Raw genomic sequence first — 19,415 nt, 5'->3', positions numbered from 1 at the left:
TCACCTTTAACAGGTTTTGGGCAATAATAATGAAAAAACAATACAAGGAAGCTCAATGAGATCCCCGTTAGTTGCAATCATGCTTGCATTAAGTGCTGCTTTTCCGGCAGTTGCAGATGTGTTGGAAATAAAAAAAGACGCGCCAAAACAGTATGTTGTAAAAAAAGGAGACACGCTCTGGGATATCTCTGGTATTTATTTAAATAAACCTTGGCTATGGCCAGAATTATGGCAAATGAATCCTCAAATAAACAACCCAAATCTTATTTACCCAGGGGATGCGCTAACATTAGTTTACGATGCAGACGGAAAACCTCGTTTAGTGATAAATAAAGCATACAGAAAGCTTTCTCCGCAGGGGCGTATTACCCCTAAAGGTAAAAATGCAGTTACAACATTGCCACTTGAACTAATTAAACCTTACTTGACGTATGAGCAAGCAATTAATAGCGACGAGATAGATAATAAGCCATATGTTTTGGGCGCAAATCAAAATACTAAAACACAGACACTGGGCCATATTTTATATATAAATGGTGATTTAAAATTAAATCAGGCTTACGCCATTTACCATAAAGGCGAACCTTATGTTGATCCTAAAACAAATACTGCACTAGCTAATAAAGCAAGCTTTGTTGGGGTGGTACGTGTATTTAGGCGAGGGGATATCACCAACGGTGTGCCAGCTTCAGTAAGGGTTGAGTCGGTTAAGCGTGAAATTAAACAAGGCGATTTTTTATTACCTCTAATGCAGGGACAAATGTTGCCAGCATACTTTAATATGCACCGACCTAAACAGCCTGTTGAAGGTGCGGTCATTGCTTCTGCTAATCACAGTAGGGAATTCAGCACGATGGACATTGTGGTGCTAAACTTAGGTTCAGAACAACAAGTAGAACCAGGTCACATATTAGATATTGAACGTCAATCACCAGGTGTAATTGATGGACGGCGAGGGCCTCGTTATCCTGAAGACTCCAGTAGCTTTGAAAAACTGGTATCAGACACCAGTGAGTTTTTAGGCTTAGAAGCAGACGAAAACAGTACCGTTTGGACTATGCCTAAAGAAAAAGTTGGTGAGCTAATTGTCTTTAAAGTGTATGACAAAGTAAGTTATGCATTAATAACTAAAAACCAGCACCCAATTCGCATTGGAGATATTGCAGTTATTCATTAAGAAGTAGCGAGTCGGTGCTCTAGGAGAGTGCATGGATCAGTCATCTGGCAATCTAGCCCACTGGCTTGCCTTTTATATGTGTAAAGGGTTGGGTATAAAAACCCTTTTAGCACTATCTACAAACTATTCCCTTGGGTCGTTATTCGACTTATCTCATGACAAGCTTTTACAGCTTGGGTTAACCGCTAATCAAGCGAGTAATTTACTCAACACCAATTGGCAACAAGTCAGTCATTATGAGCAATTAATAGCGCTGAACAACATTACTGTTGTCTGTATTTTTGATGCGCTTTACCCAGAAGATCTCCGGCAGATTGCCAGTGCGCCTTTATTACTCTTTTGCAGGGGAGATGTCTCGTTATTATCAACGCCACAAATTGCAATTGTTGGCAGCCGTAATGCTACCCCTACCGGGCTTGAAATAGCCTCAGAATTTGCATACGAGTTAACTTTGGCGGGTATTACAGTTACTTCAGGTATGGCGCGGGGAATAGATGGTGCCGCACATAAAGGCTCTCTTGCTGGTACGGGGAAAACCATAGCGGTGCTTGGTACTGGGGTTGATATTTACTATCCCAAACGCCATAAACTATTAACAGACCAAGTTTTAGAAAGCGGTTTGCTGGTGAGTGAGTTTTTACCAGGCACAGCTGCTCATGCGCATAACTTTCCGCGTCGTAATCGTATTATTTCTGGGTTATCGTTAGGAGTGCTTATTGTTGAGGCTGAAATTAAAAGTGGTTCGTTAATTACAGTACGCTATGCGCTTGAACAAAATAAAGAGGTATTTGCAATACCGGGTTCTATTAAAAACCCGTTAGCGCAGGCAAGTCACTTTTTAATAAAGCAAGGTGCTAAGCTGGTAGAAAACGTGGCTGACATTCTTGATGAGGTGAGTTTCACTTACGACCATAATGTATGTAATAAAGAGCAGCCGATTCAAGCCAATTCTCAATGTGAGGTTTTAAATAGTATTGGCTTTGAAGTAACCAGTGTAGATGACATTGTGCGTCGTGCGCAGTGGCCAATAGATAAAGTACTTAGCAGGTTGCTCGATTTAGAGCTAGACGATCAGATTGAGCGAGTGTTAGATGGTTACATCAAGTTAAGCGCAGGAAGGTAATATGTTTGATATTCTTTTGTATCTTTTTGAAAATTACATTCATAGCGAAGCGGATATATTTGCAGAGCAAAATGAGTTAACCGATGAGCTACTGCGTGCGGGCTTTCATAAGCCCGAGATATTTAAAGCACTCGATTGGTTAGAGCAATTAGCCGATTTACAACACAGCGACGAGTCTCCTTATCTTATTACTAACCCTAAAGATGCTGTGCGTATATTTACCGATAGTGAATGCCAAAGGCTCAGTGCTGAATGCCGTGGCTTTTTAATGTTTATTGAGCAAATAGGCGTAATCAATAATGTAACTCGTGAAATGGTAATGGACTGTTTAGCCTCTCTCGATAAAGCAACTATAAGCCTAGAGGATTTAAAATGGATTGTACTTATGATCTTGTTTAACGTTCCTGGCTCTGAAGAGGCATATGAGCAAATGGAAGATTTGATTTTTGATGAACCCAGCGAACTTCTTCATTAGAGATAATTATCTTGATTGTACTCAAATTACTTAAAAGGATAAGCACGGCATTGCTTGTATCTTTAAGTGGTTTGGGTATATTAGGCGAAAATTCACCAACCTATTAGGATCACCATGAGTAAAATCGACCATTCGCTTTTCTCGGCGAACAAGCACGCCCTCGAAAAAGAATACGAGATATGCCCACAGTGTGGTTCAGAGTTAGTGATCCGCAATAGTAAATCAGGCCCTTTTTTAGGATGCGCAAGTTATCCAAAATGCGACTTTATTAGGCCGCTGGCACACCAAGACAGTAACGAAATCAAGATATTAGAAGGTTCAGCATGTCCTGAGTGTAGCAAACCGCTGGTGGTTAAAAATGGCCGCTATGGTATGTTTATTGGGTGTACGGGTTATCCAGAGTGTCATTATATTGCTAACGAAAATGAAGAAAAGCAAAGCGAAGATACTTTGCCTAGTTGCCCTAAATGCAAAAAAGGTCATTTAGTCGCGCGCAGTAATAAGTTTGGTAAAGTATTTTATTCTTGTGATTGCTACCCAAGTTGTAAATACACGCTTAATAATAAACCGGTTGAACATCCGTGTCCTGAATGTGACTGGCCTATCGTCATAGAAAGAAATATGGCAAACGGCATATTATTGCAATGCCCACAAAAAAGCTGCATGCATAAGCTCACCCCAACTGAATAACGTTTAATTATATCTGGAGACTACTTTGTCAGACCTTTCAAATACGCCCACTGCAATAACATGCTTAACGCAAGGCGAAGTTATTTTATACCCAACAGAAGCTGTATATGGTTTAGGTTGTGATCCAGATAATCAGCAAGCCGTTGAGGCACTATTAGCTATTAAGCAGCGCCCGGTTGAAAAAGGGCTTATTTTAATCGCAGATAACTACGGACAATTATTAAAATACGTAGCTGATGCAAAAATACCAATGGATAAACGCGCTGATATTTTTTCGAGTTGGCCTGCTGCAATTACATGGGTTATGCCTGCATCTGAAAATACGCCTAAATGGCTCACAGGGCAGTATGATACCATCGCGGTAAGAGTAACAAACCATCCAACAGTAAAGCGTTTGTGCCAAGAGTTTGGTAAGCCATTAGTATCAACCAGTGCAAACTTAACCGGTCAAGAAACGGTAATTAGTATTGAGCAAGCCAAAGCGCAATTTGCAGAACAAGTTGGCTTTTACGTTGACGAGGCGTTAGGTGGCAATACTCAACCAAGCACAATAAAAGACGCCATGACGGGCAAAATATTTAGAGGTTAATATGCAAAGCGAATTATTAGATCAAGTAAAAGCATACTTTATGGCTTTGCAAGACACTATTTGCAAAGGTTTGGAGGCTGCAGATGGCAGTGCTAAATTTATAGAAGATAACTGGCAGCGAGCAGAAGGCGGTGGTGGTCGCACACGTGTAACCACAAATGGCACTGTAATAGAGCAAGGTGGAGTTAATTACTCTCATGTATTTGGCGCTTCAATGCCTGGTTCAGCAACAGCACACAGACCAGAGCTTGCAGGACGTAGCTTTCATGCGTGTGGTGTGTCGTTAGTTATTCACCCTAAAAACCCTCATGTACCAACAAGTCATGCCAATGTGCGCTTTTTTATAGCCGAAAAAGAAGGCGAAGAGCCAATCTGGTGGTTTGGTGGCGGGTTTGATCTCACTCCTTTTTATCCAGTATTAGAAGACGTACAGCATTGGCATCAAGTTGCTCACGACATTTGTGCGCCATTTGGTAGTGAAGTTTATCCAAAATATAAAACATGGTGCGACGAGTATTTTTATTTAAAGCACAGAGACGAGACGCGCGGAGTAGGCGGTTTGTTTTTTGACGATTTAAACGAACTTGGTTTTGAAAAGAGTTTTGCGTTTATGCAATCGGTGGGTAATGGATTTTTAGATGCCTATTTACCGATTATTGAACGTCGCAAAAATGACGAATACACAGAACAACAACGTGATTTTCAGCTTTATCGCCGCGGACGTTATGTAGAGTTTAATTTAGTATGGGATAGAGGTACGTTGTTTGGGCTACAAAGTGGCGGGCGTACAGAATCTATATTAATGTCTATGCCACCACTTGCACGCTGGGAATATAACTATAAACCAGAGCCAAGTAGCCCAGAAGCTAACCTATATCAGTATTACTTACGCCCGCAAGAGTGGCTAACTAGTAAACCAAGTGAGTTGATAGCCAGAGAATGGCAATTATAACAATTACACAGTAATCAAAAAGGCGCTAATTAGCGCCTTTTTGCATTGTGCTAAATACAAATTTAATGCTGATTGATCATGTGCGTTGCTAGTTGAGAGAATGATTGTTTTAATCCTTCACGTAACAATGGATTGTCTATTTCTATATCTAGCGTTTTATTCATGCAGTACATCCACTGATCGCGCAATGCTTTATCTACAGTAAAAGGCATATGGCGTTTACGTAGCATTGGCTGGCCATGTTTTTCTGTAAATAGGTTTGGCCCGCCTAACCAACCAGATAAAAATTCAAAAAATACTTGGCGAATTCGATCTAATGGCAGAGGATGCATATCATATAACGGTTTAGCGTATTCATCTGACTCCATTATGTCGTAGAATCGATTGGAGATAGCGCGCGCTCCTTTTTCTCCACCTATTATTTCGTACGGTGTTTTTTCAGGAGTAGGAGCCTGCTGCTCGGGAGCTGGCTTAGATTTAGAAAAAAGTCGTTTAATCATATTATTTATCATCGTTAATAGGCAGTGTATAGCTGCAAAGAGGTTGCTTTAAAATGGACAAATATGCGGTTTTTGGAAATCCAATTAAACATTCAAAATCCCCGCGATACATAAACAATTTGCTGTATCACTGGGTGAGCAAATCGACTATCGCGCAATATTAGCACCTATCGATAACTTTGAAAAAACAGTATTGTCTTTTTTGAGCAAGGTGGTGTGGGTGCTAACGTTACAATGCCATTTAAAGAGCAAGCCTATGCAATGGCTGATGAGCTTACGCCATTAGCTAAAATTGTAGGGGCTGTTAATACCTTAAAAAAACGAGACGGTGGCACATTACTCGGTGATAACACCGATGGTGTGGGCTTTGTAAATGATTTACTTGCAAATGAAGTAGCCATAACTAATAAACGCATTTTAATCATAGGTGCGGGCGGTGCTGCTCGAGGGGTTATTTTACCTTTGTTAGAGCATAACCCACAGGAAATAATAATAGTTAATCGCACAGCGCAAAAAGCCAAAGAACTCGCAGAGCTGTTTACTCAATATGGGCCAGTATCTGGCTTTGGCTTTGATGATTTACCAGTAAGCGATTACTCACTAATTATAAACTCTACCTCTAGCAGTATGAATAACGAACTTCCAGCACTTGATAAAAAACACATAACTAACTGTGAAGTCGCTTATGACATGTTTTATTCACTGCAAAATACCATTTTTATGAATTGGGTTGCACAGCATAATATTAACGCTAAGCTTTTAGATGGCAGTGGCATGCTAGTTGGCCAAGCTGCTCAAGCATATTATGTATGGCGTAATAAAATGCCAAAAATACTTCCCATTGTTGATGCGCTCAAACAAGGAACGCTTAAATGAATCAGGCAATACAATTTATAGATAGGCTAGAGTTTAGAGAGCCTGATCATCAGTTAGTATTTTTTGCACAAGTTAGTGGCATGCTGGTGGAGTGTGTAATAGAAGTAAATACACTTAAATTAACAGACGAAAGCCATGCAACAGAGTATTTTGAAAAATATCGTTTTGATTATGAAGAACGTGCCGAGGAGCTTATCGAAGAAGAAAGCTATAACTCGGCAGGCCAAATTGAAGTAAGCTTATTAACTTAAGTTAGCCATTTCAGCTAAGTATTCATCTTTAAGTGACACATAGTTATCGGCAGATATTTTTAAAAAGGCAAGTTCTTGCTCTGTAAGAGGGCGGGCTTGCTTAGCCGGACTTCCTACATATAAGTAACCAGACTCTAAACGTTTGTTTGGTGGTACTAAAGAGCCGCCACCTATAATTACATCGTCTTCAACAACCACGTTATCCATAATAATAGCGCCCATACCTACTAGTATACGGTTTCCTAATACACATCCGTGCAGCATTACCTTATGACCAACAGTTACATCGTCACCTATAATTAGTGGATAACCATCAGGGTTGCTTTTAGTTGCACGAGATAAATGCAATACACTGCCATCTTGTATATTGGAGCGCTTACCAATACGTATATAGTTAACATCACCACGTGCAGCTACTAACGGCCACACACTACTATTATCATCTAAAGTAATATCACCAACCAAAACCGATGACTCATCAATATAAACAGACGAATTAAACGAAGGTGTTATACCTTTATAAGAACGGATTGCCATATTTAGTACCTTTTAGATAATAGTTATTAGCTTTGAGTGTATCAGCAAGGTGATTTTTGTACCATACAGTGCACTGTTTGGCTACAAAACTATCAGTTTCAGGGTGTTTAGTTCAAATACTGACCGAACAGCATCTTTTTTTACTTTTTCTTTAAAAAAGTGCTTGCGTAAAAATCTGTTCTCCCTATAATGCGACCCCACTGAGACGGGAAACGCCGAAGCATAGCAAGGCACAAACTACTCAGAGAGTTAAATAAAACTTCGGTTTTAAATTATCGAAAGAAAGTTTAAAACTAAGTATTGACTAAAAAAATAAAGGGTGTATTATTCGCATCCCTTGAGGCGCTAAAGCGACTCAAAACGTTCTTTAACAATATAAAGCAATCATCTGTGTGGGCACTCGTACAGATTGAGTTCTAACAGCCAAGCTACTTAGGTAGCGAGGCAAACAAATTAGAGTCTCAATTGAAAACTGAGTGACCAACAGAATAGTTATTTAGGTAATTATTCGGCACAGTCAATTCAATATCGAAAGATATTAAAAAATTCAGAATTCATTGAGCTGTCGAAAGACATAAAACTTTTTAATTGAAGAGTTTGATCATGGCTCAGATTGAACGCTGGCGGCAGGCCTAACACATGCAAGTCGAGCGGTAACAGAAAGTAGCTTGCTACTTTGCTGACGAGCGGCGGACGGGTGAGTAATGCTTGGGAACATGCCTTGAGGTGGGGGACAACAGTTGGAAACGACTGCTAATACCGCATAATGTCTACGGACCAAAGGGGCTTCGGCTCTCGCCTTTAGATTGGCCCAAGTGGGATTAGCTAGTTGGTGAGGTAATGGCTCACCAAGGCGACGATCCCTAGCTGGTTTGAGAGGATGATCAGCCACACTGGGACTGAGACACGGCCCAGACTCCTACGGGAGGCAGCAGTGGGGAATATTGCACAATGGGCGCAAGCCTGATGCAGCCATGCCGCGTGTGTGAAGAAGGCCTTCGGGTTGTAAAGCACTTTCAGTCAGGAGGAAAGGTTAACGGTTAATACCCGTTAGCTGTGACGTTACTGACAGAAGAAGCACCGGCTAACTCCGTGCCAGCAGCCGCGGTAATACGGAGGGTGCGAGCGTTAATCGGAATTACTGGGCGTAAAGCGTACGCAGGCGGTTTGTTAAGCGAGATGTGAAAGCCCCGGGCTCAACCTGGGAACTGCATTTCGAACTGGCAAACTAGAGTGTGATAGAGGGTGGTAGAATTTCAGGTGTAGCGGTGAAATGCGTAGAGATCTGAAGGAATACCGATGGCGAAGGCAGCCACCTGGGTCAACACTGACGCTCATGTACGAAAGCGTGGGGAGCAAACGGGATTAGATACCCCGGTAGTCCACGCCGTAAACGATGTCTACTAGAAGCTCGGAGCCTCGGTTCTGTTTTTCAAAGCTAACGCATTAAGTAGACCGCCTGGGGAGTACGGCCGCAAGGTTAAAACTCAAATGAATTGACGGGGGCCCGCACAAGCGGTGGAGCATGTGGTTTAATTCGATGCAACGCGAAGAACCTTACCTACACTTGACATACAGAGAACTTACCAGAGATGGTTTGGTGCCTTCGGGAACTCTGATACAGGTGCTGCATGGCTGTCGTCAGCTCGTGTTGTGAGATGTTGGGTTAAGTCCCGCAACGAGCGCAACCCCTATCCTTAGTTGCTAGCAGGTAATGCTGAGAACTCTAAGGAGACTGCCGGTGATAAACCGGAGGAAGGTGGGGACGACGTCAAGTCATCATGGCCCTTACGTGTAGGGCTACACACGTGCTACAATGGCGCATACAGAGTGCTGCGAACCTGCGAAGGTAAGCGAATCACTTAAAGTGCGTCGTAGTCCGGATTGGAGTCTGCAACTCGACTCCATGAAGTCGGAATCGCTAGTAATCGCGTATCAGAATGACGCGGTGAATACGTTCCCGGGCCTTGTACACACCGCCCGTCACACCATGGGAGTGGGTTGCTCCAGAAGTAGATAGTCTAACCCTCGGGAGGACGTTTACCACGGAGTGATTCATGACTGGGGTGAAGTCGTAACAAGGTAGCCCTAGGGGAACCTGGGGCTGGATCACCTCCTTATACGATTTAGAACTTATTTGTTCGTAGTGTCCACACAGATGATTGTTATTGTAAAGAGAACAACACTTATTGTTTTGGGTCTGTAGCTCAGCTGGTTAGAGCGCACCCCTGATAAGGGTGAGGTCGGTAGTTCAAATCTACTCAGACCCACCACTTCTTGTCTAATCAAGAAGATGGTTAAAACAGTAAGTACCAGCATATGTGGGGCTATAGCTCAGCTGGGAGAGCGCCTGCCTTGCACGCAGGAGGTCAGCAGTTCGATCCTGCTTAGCTCCACCACTTTTACTTCTTAAAAATAAATATTCTTTATCGGGCCATTAACCGCCTGAGAATAGAGTGTGTTTAATTTTGAGAGGTTTTTGTATCTCTTGCTCTTTAAAAATTTGGAAAAGCTGATAATAAAATTCTGATAGATACATTGTATTTATCAAGAGTTTTCAAAAGTAAAAAAGAATGGTAGCAGTACCATTCAGTGCCATTTAATTAACGTTTTACGTTGATTGATTGGTATCTACTTTAGTATTCAATATTGACTTCTGGCGAAGTTAAACTGTCACACAACAAAGACCCGTTTGGGTTGTATGGTTAAGTGACTAAGCGTACACGGTGGATGCCTTGGCAGTTGGAGGCGATGAAGGACGTATTAACTTGCGATAAGCCTAGTCAAGCTAGTAAAAAGCGCTTGAGACTAGGATTTCCGAATGGGGAAACCCACCTGCTTGCAGGTATCGTTAACTGAATACATAGGTTAACGAGGCGAACGCGGAGAACTGAAACATCTAAGTACCCGTAGGAAAAGAAATCAACCGAGATTCCGAAAGTAGCGGCGAGCGAAATCGGAACAGCCCTTAAGCTTATTATGTGTTAATGGAAGGCTGCTGGAAAGCGCCACGATACAGGGTGATAGTCCCGTACATGAAAAGACATTTTAAGTGAAATCGAGTAGGTCGGAGCACGTGAAACTTTGACTGAATATAGGTGGACCATCATCTAAGGCTAAATACTCCCAACTGACCGATAGTGAACCAGTACCGTGAGGGAAAGGCGAAAAGAACCCCTGTGAGGGGAGTGAAATAGAACCTGAAACCGTGTACGTACAAGCAGTAGGAGCCCACTTGTTGGGTGACTGCGTACCTTTTGTATAATGGGTCAGCGACTTATATTTTGTAGCGAGGTTAACCGAATAGGGTAGCCGTAGGGAAACCGAGTCTTAACTGGGCGATTAGTTGCAAGGTATAGACCCGAAACCCGGTGATCTAGCCATGGGCAGGTTGAAGGTTGAGTAACATCAACTGGAGGACCGAACCCACTAACGTTGAAAAGTTAGGGGATGACCTGTGGCTAGGAGTGAAAGGCTAATCAAACCGGGAGATAGCTGGTTCTCCCCGAAATCTATTTAGGTAGAGCCTCGGACGAATACTTACGGGGGTAGAGCACTGTTAAGGCTAGGGGGTCATCCCGACTTACCAACCCTTTGCAAACTCCGAATACCGTAAAGTAATATCCGGGAGACACACGGCGGGTGCTAACGTCCGTCGTGAAGAGGGAAACAACCCAGACCGCCAGCTAAGGTCCCAAAGTCATAGTTAAGTGGGAAACGATGTGGAAAGGCCCAGACAGCCAGGAGGTTGGCTTAGAAGCAGCCATCCTTTAAAGAAAGCGTAATAGCTCACTGGTCGAGTCGGTCTGCGCGGAAGATGTAACGGGGCTAAACTATGCACCGAAGCTGCGGATTCAGAATTTATTCTGAGTGGTAGGGGAGCGTTCTGTAAGCCGTTGAAGGTGTACCGGGAGGTATGCTGGAGGTATCAGAAGTGCGAATGCTGACATGAGTAACGATAATGGGAGTGAAAAACTCCCACGCCGGAAGACCAAGGGTTCCTATCCCATGTTAATCAGGGTAGGGTAAGTCGACCCCTAAGGCGAGGCCGAAAGGCGTAGTCGATGGGAAACAGATTAATATTTCTGTACTCGATATAATTGCGATGGGGGGACGGAGCAGGCTAAGCAAGCATAGCGTTGGTAGTCTATGTGAAAGTGAGTAGGGCGTTTGTTTAGGTAAATCCGGACGAACACTAAACCTGAGACACGAGACGAGTCACTACGGTGATGAAGTTGCTGATGCCATACTTCCAGGAAAAGCCTCTAAGCTTCAGATTATATGGAATCGTACCCCAAACCGACACAGGTGGTCAGGTAGAGAATACTAAGGCGCTTGAGAGAACTCGGGTGAAGGAACTAGGCAAAATCGTACCGTAACTTCGGGAGAAGGTACGCTCCTATCTGTGATGAGACTTGCTCTCTAAGCGGACGGGAGCCGCAGTGACCAGGTGGCTGGGACTGTTTATTAAAAACACAGCACTGTGCAAAATCGCAAGATGACGTATACGGTGTGACACCTGCCCGGTGCCGGAAGGTTAATTGATGGGGTTATCCTTAGGGAGAAGCTCTTGATCGAAGCCCCGGTAAACGGCGGCCGTAACTATAACGGTCCTAAGGTAGCGAAATTCCTTGTCGGGTAAGTTCCGACCTGCACGAATGGTGTAACCATGGCCACGCTGTCTCCACCCGAGACTCAGTGAAATTGAAATCGCAGTGAAGATGCTGTGTACCCGCGGCTAGACGGAAAGACCCCGTGAACCTTTACTACAGCTTGGCACTGAACATTGAACCTACATGTGTAGGATAGGTGGGAGACTTTGAAGCAGCGACGCTAGTTGTTGTGGAGTCAACCTTGAAATACCACCCTTGTAGTTTTGATGTTCTAACGTTGGCCCCTGAATCGGGGTTACGGACAGTGCCTGGTGGGTAGTTTGACTGGGGCGGTCTCCTCCTAAAGAGTAACGGAGGAGCACGAAGGTTGGCTAAGTACGGTCGGACATCGTACGGTTAGTGTAATGGTAGAAGCCAGCTTAACTGCGAGACAGACACGTCGAGCAGGTACGAAAGTAGGTCATAGTGATCCGGTGGTTCTGAATGGAAGGGCCATCGCTCAACGGATAAAAGGTACTCCGGGGATAACAGGCTGATACCGCCCAAGAGTTCATATCGACGGCGGTGTTTGGCACCTCGATGTCGGCTCATCACATCCTGGGGCTGAAGTCGGTCCCAAGGGTATGGCTGTTCGCCATTTAAAGTGGTACGCGAGCTGGGTTTAGAACGTCGTGAGACAGTTCGGTCCCTATCTGCCGTGGGCGTTTGAGAATTGAGAGGGGTTGCTCCTAGTACGAGAGGACCGGAGTGAACGAACCGCTGGTGTTCGGGTTGTCATGCCAATGGCATTGCCCGGTAGCTACGTTCGGAACTGATAAGCGCTGAAAGCATCTAAGCGCGAAGCAGGCCTCGAGATGAGTTCTCACTAGACTTTTAAAGTCTCTGAAGGGCCGTTGAAGACTACAACGTTGATAGGCAAGATGTGGAAGTGGTGTGAGCCATTAAGCTAACTTGTACTAATTACCCGTGAGGCTTAACCATACAACGCCAAACGCGTTTTATGTGATAGTGAAGCAAGCGAAGAAGTTAATATGACTAAAGTAGACATTACTTAGAAAGACTTAAAAAATATTATCAGATATTTTCCAAATTCAAGAGGTGACTCTTAGCGCGTAGCGTTAAATTTGAGGCACCTTGCGCAAAGAAAATGGTAGCACTACGTGCTTGTCATTAATTCTTTGCACCATATTTGCTTGGTGACAATAGCGTTTTGGACCCACCTGATCCCATGCCGAACTCAGTAGTGAAACGAAACAGCGCCGATGATAGTGTAGCATTTGCTATGTGAAAGTAGGACATTACCAGGCTTCAAATTAAAGAAACCCGTTGCAGCAATGTGACGGGTTTTTTGCTATCTGGGATTTAGTAAATAGCCAAGAGTCCATGCCGAACTCAGTAGTGAAGTCAAAGCTTCGACCGATGATAGTGTAGCATTTGTTATGTGACTTTCTACCGCTGTGGGCACTAAGACATTACCAGGCTTCAAATTGTAGAGAGCCCGACTAGAAATAGTCGGGCTTTTTTACGTCTGCAGAAAATTGAAATATAAGGGAATAGCGAACATTACTCACTCGAGGTCCTGCAGTCACAACTTATGTATTGTGTGGGGCAAGTATGTAGAGCATTAAATGTGTTTTGCTCAAATGTTGCAGTTTTGAATGTATGTATTTTAAAAATGGATAAACCGAATCACTTAATAAATGATATTGGTATGATTGATAAATAATCAAACCATTTTTTGAAGGGTATATGGGCTGATAAAATCATCAGCCCATATATTTAATAATCAGCCAAGTAGTTAGCTATTAGATAAGAATACAGTAAGTTTTTTACCTATTTTTAAATGGTCACTTGAAAGGTTATTCCATTGTTTTAGTTTATTAATACTGACTTTGTAATACTTAGCTATTTTCCATAAGCTTTCGCCTGATTTAACTTTATGCTCGATTTCTTGATCTGCAAGTATAGGGAGTATCAGCTTTTTCCCTGCGCGAATACGATTGCTTTTTAGATTGTTAAAGGCCTTTAACTGATTAACTGTTATTGCATGGCGTTTAGCTATGACACTGAGGCTGTCGCCAGATTGAATGGTGTAGTGTTGCCATTGACTGTAATCACTACTTTTTTGATTTGCGAGCATTGCTTTAAACTCTATTTGCTCATCGGCAAGAACAACGATATGAGGCGCATCAATAACTGCTGGAAAGCGGATTACACCGTAATTTAATGATTCGAGTTGTTGCCACTTCTCTTTGTTATCTATGATAACGGATCCCGAAACTGGTATTACCGCAATGGTATTTTTGTTTGCTATCGCAGGAAATACCATTTTTTGGCTTTTGAGTAGTTGGGCTGCAGCAAGTAACTTAGGGACATATTGACTTGTTTGTTTAGGTAGTTTTAAGCTGAAGAAATCTGTTGGCTTACCCTGCCTTTTATTGTTTTTAATTGATCTTAAAACGCGGCCTTCACCTAAATTATAAGCCGCAATAGCATGATACCAATCGCCATCGAAACGTTTGTATAAATACTCCATAAAATCCAATGCTGCACGGGTACTGTCGATCACGTCTTGTCTACCGTCATACCAAGGTGAAATTTTTACTTTAAAATACTTAGCAATAGAGGGCGTTAACTGCCATAGACCAGACGCATGTTTATGAGAATAGGCGCTTGCATCAAAATCGCTTTCAATAAGTGGCATTAATGCCAGCTCTATTGGTAAATCTCGTTTTTCTATTTCAGTCACTATATGATAAAGATAAGGTGTAGCGCGGCGGCTTATTTCATCCATATAATTAGGATGAGATAAGTACCAAGCAATGCGCTTGTTCACATCGGGGTGGTTTGAATTAGCAAAACTTAGCTGTGCGCGAATACGTTGCCAAACATCGTCCAGCTCTTTAGGATTTAAAGGCGCGATTTGTTCAATTGCTTTACTTTGTTGATTAATAACAGGCTTAGCTTTAATAATTGTTTTAGGGGCTGGTTGCTCTGGTGTTGTCTCACAGCCAGATAAAATAAAAATCAGTGGCAAAATGCCGATATATCGATTTAAAAACACGTAAAAACTACTCCGTAATATAAATGCAGCTAGCTAAAAGCCGGTTAGCTTAACATAGGGAATGTTATAAACAGCGCTATAATCACCTGTTTAAACTATTTTACAGGTGAGTATTTTAGGTGGTATGTATTGTTAAACTCAGTTAAATTAATAGGGTTACAATAAGTTATCGATTTAGTATTGGCCAAACGGGCTTGTTTTTTAGGGATGATGGATGCGTTTAATCTTACTTTTTTTATTTTTATCGACTTTGCTGAACGTAAATATTGTCGCAGCCACACAAGTCACACCTCCTGTAAATATAGCTCCTTCGTTGCCTACTACGCAAAATAACCATGATTTGATATACCAGCAATTATTTAGTATGCACAGCCAACTTGCTAGTTTGGATGAAAAACTACAACAACAAAAAACACTCGGTAATGATGTTAAAGCCCTAGAAGCGGCGCAGCAAGCGCTAACAATTCAACTATCTAGATTCCAAGCTCAACTCGAAGCGCAAGATAAACTACAAGCTAGTCAATTTACTGGTTTTGATGGGCGGATAAGTGATATTGCAAGTAACACTAATATGTGGGGGTGGCATTTACAATTTTTGGTTTGATTATCACGGTTGCTGCAATCGCGCTCGGCTTTAGTGCAAAAAATAGAGCTGTTTACGAAGCCAAACTTGCTGCTAATACAGCTTCAGATAGTCATATGCTGCAATGGTTAGAAGATAATAAGGGTAAATTAATTTCTGAGACCAAAGTTGAACTCGAACAAGTCAGCTTAGAGTTAAAAGATCGAGCCGAAAAGTTAGCAGCAGAAGCGAGAGCTGCACTGAGTAAGATTGAGCATGATCTCATAGAAGAAAGTAAAAGAATTGTCACTTCAAATAAAGGAGAGGCAAATAAAGGCTTAAATAAACACAACAAACCTCCCACAGGGGCTTCAGCTAAAAGTTGGTTTAAAGTTGGTTTAAGTGCATTTGAAAATAATGAATACGATGATGCGTTAAAAGCTTGGGCAAAAGTACTGGAGTTATTAGACCAAAAAGAAGAGCCCGAACTTTATGCTATCACACTGACGAACCAAGGCATTACTTATGGTCAGCAAGACAAACCTGATGACGAGCTCAACAGCTACGCAACTTTGATTGAGCAGTACAAAGACTCATCGAATGAAGAGATTCTAATTCAAGTGGCTAAAGCGATGGGTAACCAAGGTATAAGATATGGTCAGCAAGGCAAGTATAATGATTCACTAAACAGCTGTACAACCTTGATTAAGCAGTTCAAAGACTCTTCGAATGAAGAGATTCAAATTCAAGTGGCTAAAGCGATGTATAACCAAGGCGTTACTTATGGTCAGCAAGGCAAACTTGAGGGTGAACTCAGCAGCTACGTAACCTTGATTAAGAAGTTCAAAGACGCGCCTAATGAAGAGGTTCAAATTCAAGTGGCTATGGCGATGTGTAACCAAGGAGTTGCTTATGGTCAGCAAGGCAAGCTTGATGACGAGCTCAGCAGCTACGCAACCTTGATTGAGCAATTCAAAGGCTCAGCGAATGAAGAGATTCAAATTCAAGTGGCTAAAGCGATGGCTCACCAAGGCATTACTTATGGTCAGCAAGACAAACCTGATGACGAGCTCAACAGCTACGCAACTTTGATTGAGCAGTTCAAAGGCTCATCGAATGAAGAGATTCAAATTCAAGTGGCTAAAGCGATGTGTAACCAAGGCGCTACTTATGGTGAGCAAGGCAAACTTGAGGATGCACTAAACAGCTTTATAACCTTGATTGAGCAGTTCAAAGACTCTTCGAATGAAGAAATTCAAAAAACTATAGCTAATTCAAGAGCAAATATGGCCGAGCTTGCTTTACTTTATGAAACGCCGGAACAGGTGCTTTGCCGTGTTACAGAAGTTGAAGAGTTCATAACTGACCAGCAGGTTTTAGCTGTAATGCAGTTTATTCGCTTTTTATTGGATGATAAAACGATTGAAGAGGTGCTTAGTGCTTTAGCAGAAATTCCAACAGAGATGAAATTAACGTGGGGGTTTAGTGAAATCAAAGATTATTTAACAACTAATTTTGAAGGTGAAAAGCTGCAACAGGTTCAAGCTATTGTGAGCTTTTTGAGCAACATAAAGATATTGAAAAGTTAAGAATTGAGTTAGGGTTAAAAAGTTAGTTTTTGATTTTAATATCTTAATTTGTCGCCATAAATGACGACCTACATGTAGGGCGTGCTTTAGCGCGTAAAGAAGCTTGCAGTAGGGTTGCTACTTTGTGTTGACGCCATAAATGACGACCTACACGTAGGACGTGCTTTAGCGAGTAAAGAAGTTTGCTGCAGGGTTGCTACTTTGTGTTGACGCCATAAATGACGACCTACACGTAGGACGTGCTTTAGCGCGTAAAGAAGTTTGCTGCAGGGTTGCTACTTTGTATTGTCGCCATAAATGACGACCTACACGTAGGACGTGCTTTAGCGCGTAAAGTAGTTTGCTGTAGGGTTGCTACTTTGTATTTTCATCATAAATGACGACCTACAGCAGGCATCCTTGGGATAACTGAGCTACCTTTTTAAATGAAACTTTGTTTAGAAGAGGGAATTTTGGATGAGTTGGAGTGATTTAAAAAAAGGGCGAGTATCAATTCAGACCGGCGAATATTTTATTACTATCACATGCCAGAATAGGCGGAACATATTTAGTGACTATGAGCTTGCCAATACTTTTTGCAAATGTATTGCTGATAATGAATTTAGTCATCAGTGCCGCTGGTTAACATGGGTTCTTATGCCTGATCACTTTCATGGTTTATTACAGCTTAAAGGGGATAAGTTAGGCAATGTGGTTGGTCATTTAAAAGGGTTATCATCTTGGCGAGTAAATAAGGTTCGTGGATTTCGTCAAGACGTGTGGCAGCCTGCGTATTATGATCATGCTTTACGAGAAGAAGAAAATAGAATTGAAATAGCAAGGTACATTGCAGCGAACCCTTTAAGGCGTAGCATAGTCAACAAGCTTGGTGATTACCCTTTTTGGGGTTCAGTATATTTGTAGGTATTTGTCGCCATAAATGACGACCTACATGTAGGACGTGCTTTAGCGCGTAAAGAAGTTTGCTGTAGGTTTGCTACTTTGTGTTGTCACTATAAATGATGACCTACGCGTAGGGCGTGCTTTAGCGCGTAAAGTAGCTTGCTAGAGTGTTGCTACTTTATGTTGTTGCTGTGAACGACGCTCTACTGATTACTCACCCAAACACACACCTAAAACATGCCCCCTGAGGTTTTTGTACATAAACCAAATCACCGCCGTGGTTGAGCATAATTTGCCGCGACAAGCTCAAACCAATACCCGAGCCTTGTTGTTTGGTAGTAAAAAAGGGCACGAATACCATATCGATAACATGTTCAGCAATACCAGGTCCGTTATCGCTGACTTCAATGTAAAGCTGTTGTGCGTGATTTTGCGCGAGGGTGAGTTGAATCGTTGGTGCTTTATTAGGATTTTTCGCGTTATGTTGGTGGCTTGTGGCGAGTACTTCAAGTGCATTTTTTACTAAGTTAACCAGTACTTGTTCTATTTGGCTGTTGTCGAGCATCACTAATTGTTGGGTATTAATATTAAGCTCAAAAGTAGTACCTTGGCTAAATGCTTGCTGCTGATGTAATGCAACTATTTGTGTGAGCACACTAGCTAAATTATAAGGCGCTAATTTAGGTGTAGGTAAGCTACTAACTTGGCGAAAGCGTGCTATAAAATCGCCTAAATGCTCAGTGCGAGACGCAAGTGTAGTGAGTGCGAGCTGTAAGTCTAGCTTATCTTCAAGCTCATCAAAGCACAGCGTTTGTGGTAATAAAGTGGTGCACGTGTTAGCGAGTGATGAAAGTGGCGTTATAGAATTCGCTATTTCGTGAGTTAGCACTTTAGTTAAGCGCTTATAGGCCTGCTGCTCTTTTAACTGCAATTGGTCGTGAATAGACTGTATGCTGACAACGCGGCGAACTTTACCTTGAATTTCGGCGATACTGAGTGCAATTGATAATGTATCTTGCTGTTCACCTGTTTGCCAATGCAGGGTATTACATACGTTTCGCTCGGCTTTTAAAAGAAGATCACCCACAGCGCCCAATTCACTCAAGTGCTTAATGTTTTTACCTAAAAGCTTGCTTACAGCGGGGTTTGATTCAATCACTTGGCCACTGTTATCAGACACCAATACAGCCAAATCGACATGAATTAGTAATGCTTGTAAAAACTGAGCTTGTTGCTCGGCATTAAAGCGTGCGGTTTGCATTTGTGCTTTTACTTGATCGAACTGCTGGCGCATTGGGTGATACTGGCTAAGGCCTAACGTACTATCGCCATTAGCGAGTGCGCGAATAACTATTTCAGCTTGTTTTTGTTGGCGAGTAAATAGTGTGAAAATATGGGCGCTCAACGCAATACTAACTAAGACGATTAACAATAATGTTGCCGAGAAACCTTTATTAATAAGTAAGTAGCACAGTAATGCACTGCAGCTGCTTAATGCGACTAGGTTAAATCCGAGGGAAAAGTAAGGTCGCATG

At 42.3% G+C, this 19,415-nt stretch carries 14 protein-coding genes, 2 tRNA genes, 3 rRNA genes and 1 pseudogene; 16 read left to right on the top strand and 4 right to left on the bottom strand.

What is annotated here, in order from left to right; all coding sequences use genetic code 11:
- Positions 1-55 precede the first annotated feature (55 nt).
- The 6 genes from P4S65_RS04355 to hemF all read left to right on the top strand — a co-directional run bounded on the left by P4S65_RS04355 (position 56) and on the right by hemF (position 5,006).
- Positions 56-1,177, top strand: a complete 1,122-nt coding sequence (locus tag P4S65_RS04355) for a LysM peptidoglycan-binding domain-containing protein (RefSeq protein ID WP_033031144.1) — start codon at positions 56-58, stop codon at positions 1,175-1,177.
- A gap of 31 nt (positions 1,178-1,208) precedes the next feature.
- Complete coding sequence (dprA, locus tag P4S65_RS04350) at positions 1,209-2,300, top strand: DNA-processing protein DprA (RefSeq protein WP_337119649.1); 1,092 nt, start codon at positions 1,209-1,211, stop codon at positions 2,298-2,300.
- 1 nt (position 2,301) lies between these two features.
- Positions 2,302-2,775 carry a DUF494 family protein gene (locus P4S65_RS04345; protein WP_007377627.1) on the top strand — a complete coding sequence of 158 codons (474 nt, stop codon included), beginning with the start codon at positions 2,302-2,304 and terminating at the stop codon, positions 2,773-2,775.
- A 114-nt stretch (positions 2,776-2,889) separates the two neighbouring features.
- Positions 2,890-3,465 (top strand): DNA topoisomerase family protein, encoded by a 576-nt coding sequence (locus tag P4S65_RS04340; RefSeq protein ID WP_337119648.1) that lies wholly within the window; start codon positions 2,890-2,892, stop codon positions 3,463-3,465.
- Between the two features lie 25 nt (positions 3,466-3,490).
- Positions 3,491-4,054, top strand: a complete 564-nt coding sequence (locus tag P4S65_RS04335) for an L-threonylcarbamoyladenylate synthase (RefSeq protein WP_337119647.1) — start codon at positions 3,491-3,493, stop codon at positions 4,052-4,054.
- 1 nt (position 4,055) lies between these two features.
- Complete coding sequence (hemF, locus tag P4S65_RS04330; protein ID WP_337119646.1) at positions 4,056-5,006, top strand: oxygen-dependent coproporphyrinogen oxidase; 951 nt, start codon at positions 4,056-4,058, stop codon at positions 5,004-5,006.
- Between the two features lie 62 nt (positions 5,007-5,068).
- Here the strand turns inward: hemF and P4S65_RS04325 are convergent, their stop codons facing one another.
- Positions 5,069-5,506, bottom strand: a complete 438-nt coding sequence (locus P4S65_RS04325) for a group II truncated hemoglobin (RefSeq protein WP_004335148.1) — start codon at positions 5,504-5,506, stop codon at positions 5,069-5,071.
- A gap of 53 nt (positions 5,507-5,559) precedes the next feature.
- Between P4S65_RS04325 and aroE the strand changes: the two are divergent.
- Both aroE and P4S65_RS04315 read left to right on the top strand, forming a co-directional pair.
- A pseudogene (gene aroE, locus P4S65_RS04320) lies at positions 5,560-6,382 on the top strand (shikimate dehydrogenase).
- Positions 6,379-6,633, top strand: a complete 255-nt coding sequence (locus P4S65_RS04315) for a DUF1488 family protein (RefSeq protein WP_004335144.1) — start codon at positions 6,379-6,381, stop codon at positions 6,631-6,633. Before aroE ends, P4S65_RS04315 begins: the two are co-directional and overlap by 4 nt.
- On the opposite strand, the gene P4S65_RS04310 is transcribed toward P4S65_RS04315, so the two are convergent.
- Complete coding sequence (locus tag P4S65_RS04310; protein ID WP_337119645.1) at positions 6,625-7,170, bottom strand: gamma carbonic anhydrase family protein; 546 nt, start codon at positions 7,168-7,170, stop codon at positions 6,625-6,627. The two genes, P4S65_RS04315 and P4S65_RS04310, sit on opposite strands and share 9 nt — an antisense overlap.
- 585 nt (positions 7,171-7,755) lie before the next feature.
- On the opposite strand from P4S65_RS04310, the gene P4S65_RS04305 reads away from it, so the two are divergent.
- The 5 genes from P4S65_RS04305 (at position 7,756) to rrf (ending at position 13,090) form a co-directional block, all read left to right on the top strand.
- A 16S ribosomal RNA gene (locus P4S65_RS04305) occupies positions 7,756-9,290 on the top strand.
- 76 nt (positions 9,291-9,366) lie between these two features.
- A tRNA-Ile gene (locus P4S65_RS04300) sits at positions 9,367-9,443 on the top strand.
- Between the two features lie 50 nt (positions 9,444-9,493).
- Positions 9,494-9,569: transfer RNA gene (locus P4S65_RS04295), tRNA-Ala, on the top strand.
- Between the two features lie 304 nt (positions 9,570-9,873).
- Positions 9,874-12,764 (top strand): 23S ribosomal RNA (locus tag P4S65_RS04290).
- 211 nt (positions 12,765-12,975) lie between these two features.
- Positions 12,976-13,090, top strand: a 5S ribosomal RNA gene (rrf, locus tag P4S65_RS04285).
- Together the 16S, 23S and 5S rRNA genes with 2 tRNA genes alongside form the textbook arrangement of a ribosomal RNA operon.
- 491 nt (positions 13,091-13,581) lie before the next feature.
- Here rrf and P4S65_RS04280 read toward each other — a convergent pair.
- On the bottom strand, positions 13,582-14,847 hold the full coding sequence (locus P4S65_RS04280; RefSeq protein WP_337119644.1) for a LysM peptidoglycan-binding domain-containing protein: 1,266 nt from the start codon (positions 14,845-14,847) through the stop codon (positions 13,582-13,584).
- Positions 14,848-15,061: 214 nt separating this feature from the next.
- Here P4S65_RS04280 and P4S65_RS04275 point away from each other — a divergent pair, with 214 nt between their 5' ends.
- From P4S65_RS04275 to P4S65_RS04265, 3 genes are all read left to right on the top strand, one after another.
- A complete protein-coding gene (locus P4S65_RS04275; protein WP_337119643.1) occupies positions 15,062-15,451 on the top strand; it encodes a hypothetical protein in 390 nt (129 codons plus the stop codon).
- Positions 15,427-16,998 carry a tetratricopeptide repeat protein gene (locus P4S65_RS04270; protein WP_337119642.1) on the top strand — a complete coding sequence of 524 codons (1,572 nt, stop codon included), beginning with the start codon at positions 15,427-15,429 and terminating at the stop codon, positions 16,996-16,998. Before P4S65_RS04275 ends, P4S65_RS04270 begins: the two co-directional genes overlap by 25 nt.
- A gap of 456 nt (positions 16,999-17,454) precedes the next feature.
- Positions 17,455-17,901, top strand: coding sequence for an REP-associated tyrosine transposase (locus P4S65_RS04265; RefSeq protein WP_337119641.1), 447 nt, complete (start codon positions 17,455-17,457; stop codon positions 17,899-17,901).
- 193 nt (positions 17,902-18,094) lie between these two features.
- Here P4S65_RS04265 and P4S65_RS04260 read toward each other — a convergent pair whose 3' ends face one another.
- Positions 18,095-19,414, bottom strand: coding sequence for a sensor histidine kinase (locus P4S65_RS04260; RefSeq protein WP_337119640.1), 1,320 nt, complete (start codon positions 19,412-19,414; stop codon positions 18,095-18,097).
- Between the last annotated feature and the right edge of the window lies 1 nt (position 19,415).

The sequence above is a fragment of the Pseudoalteromonas sp. B131b genome (assembly GCF_037162545.1).
GTDB classification, from domain to species: domain Bacteria; phylum Pseudomonadota; class Gammaproteobacteria; order Enterobacterales; family Alteromonadaceae; genus Pseudoalteromonas; species Pseudoalteromonas fuliginea.
Note: the sequence above shows the minus strand (reverse complement) of the source record. Positions and strands in the feature narration are given on the sequence as shown.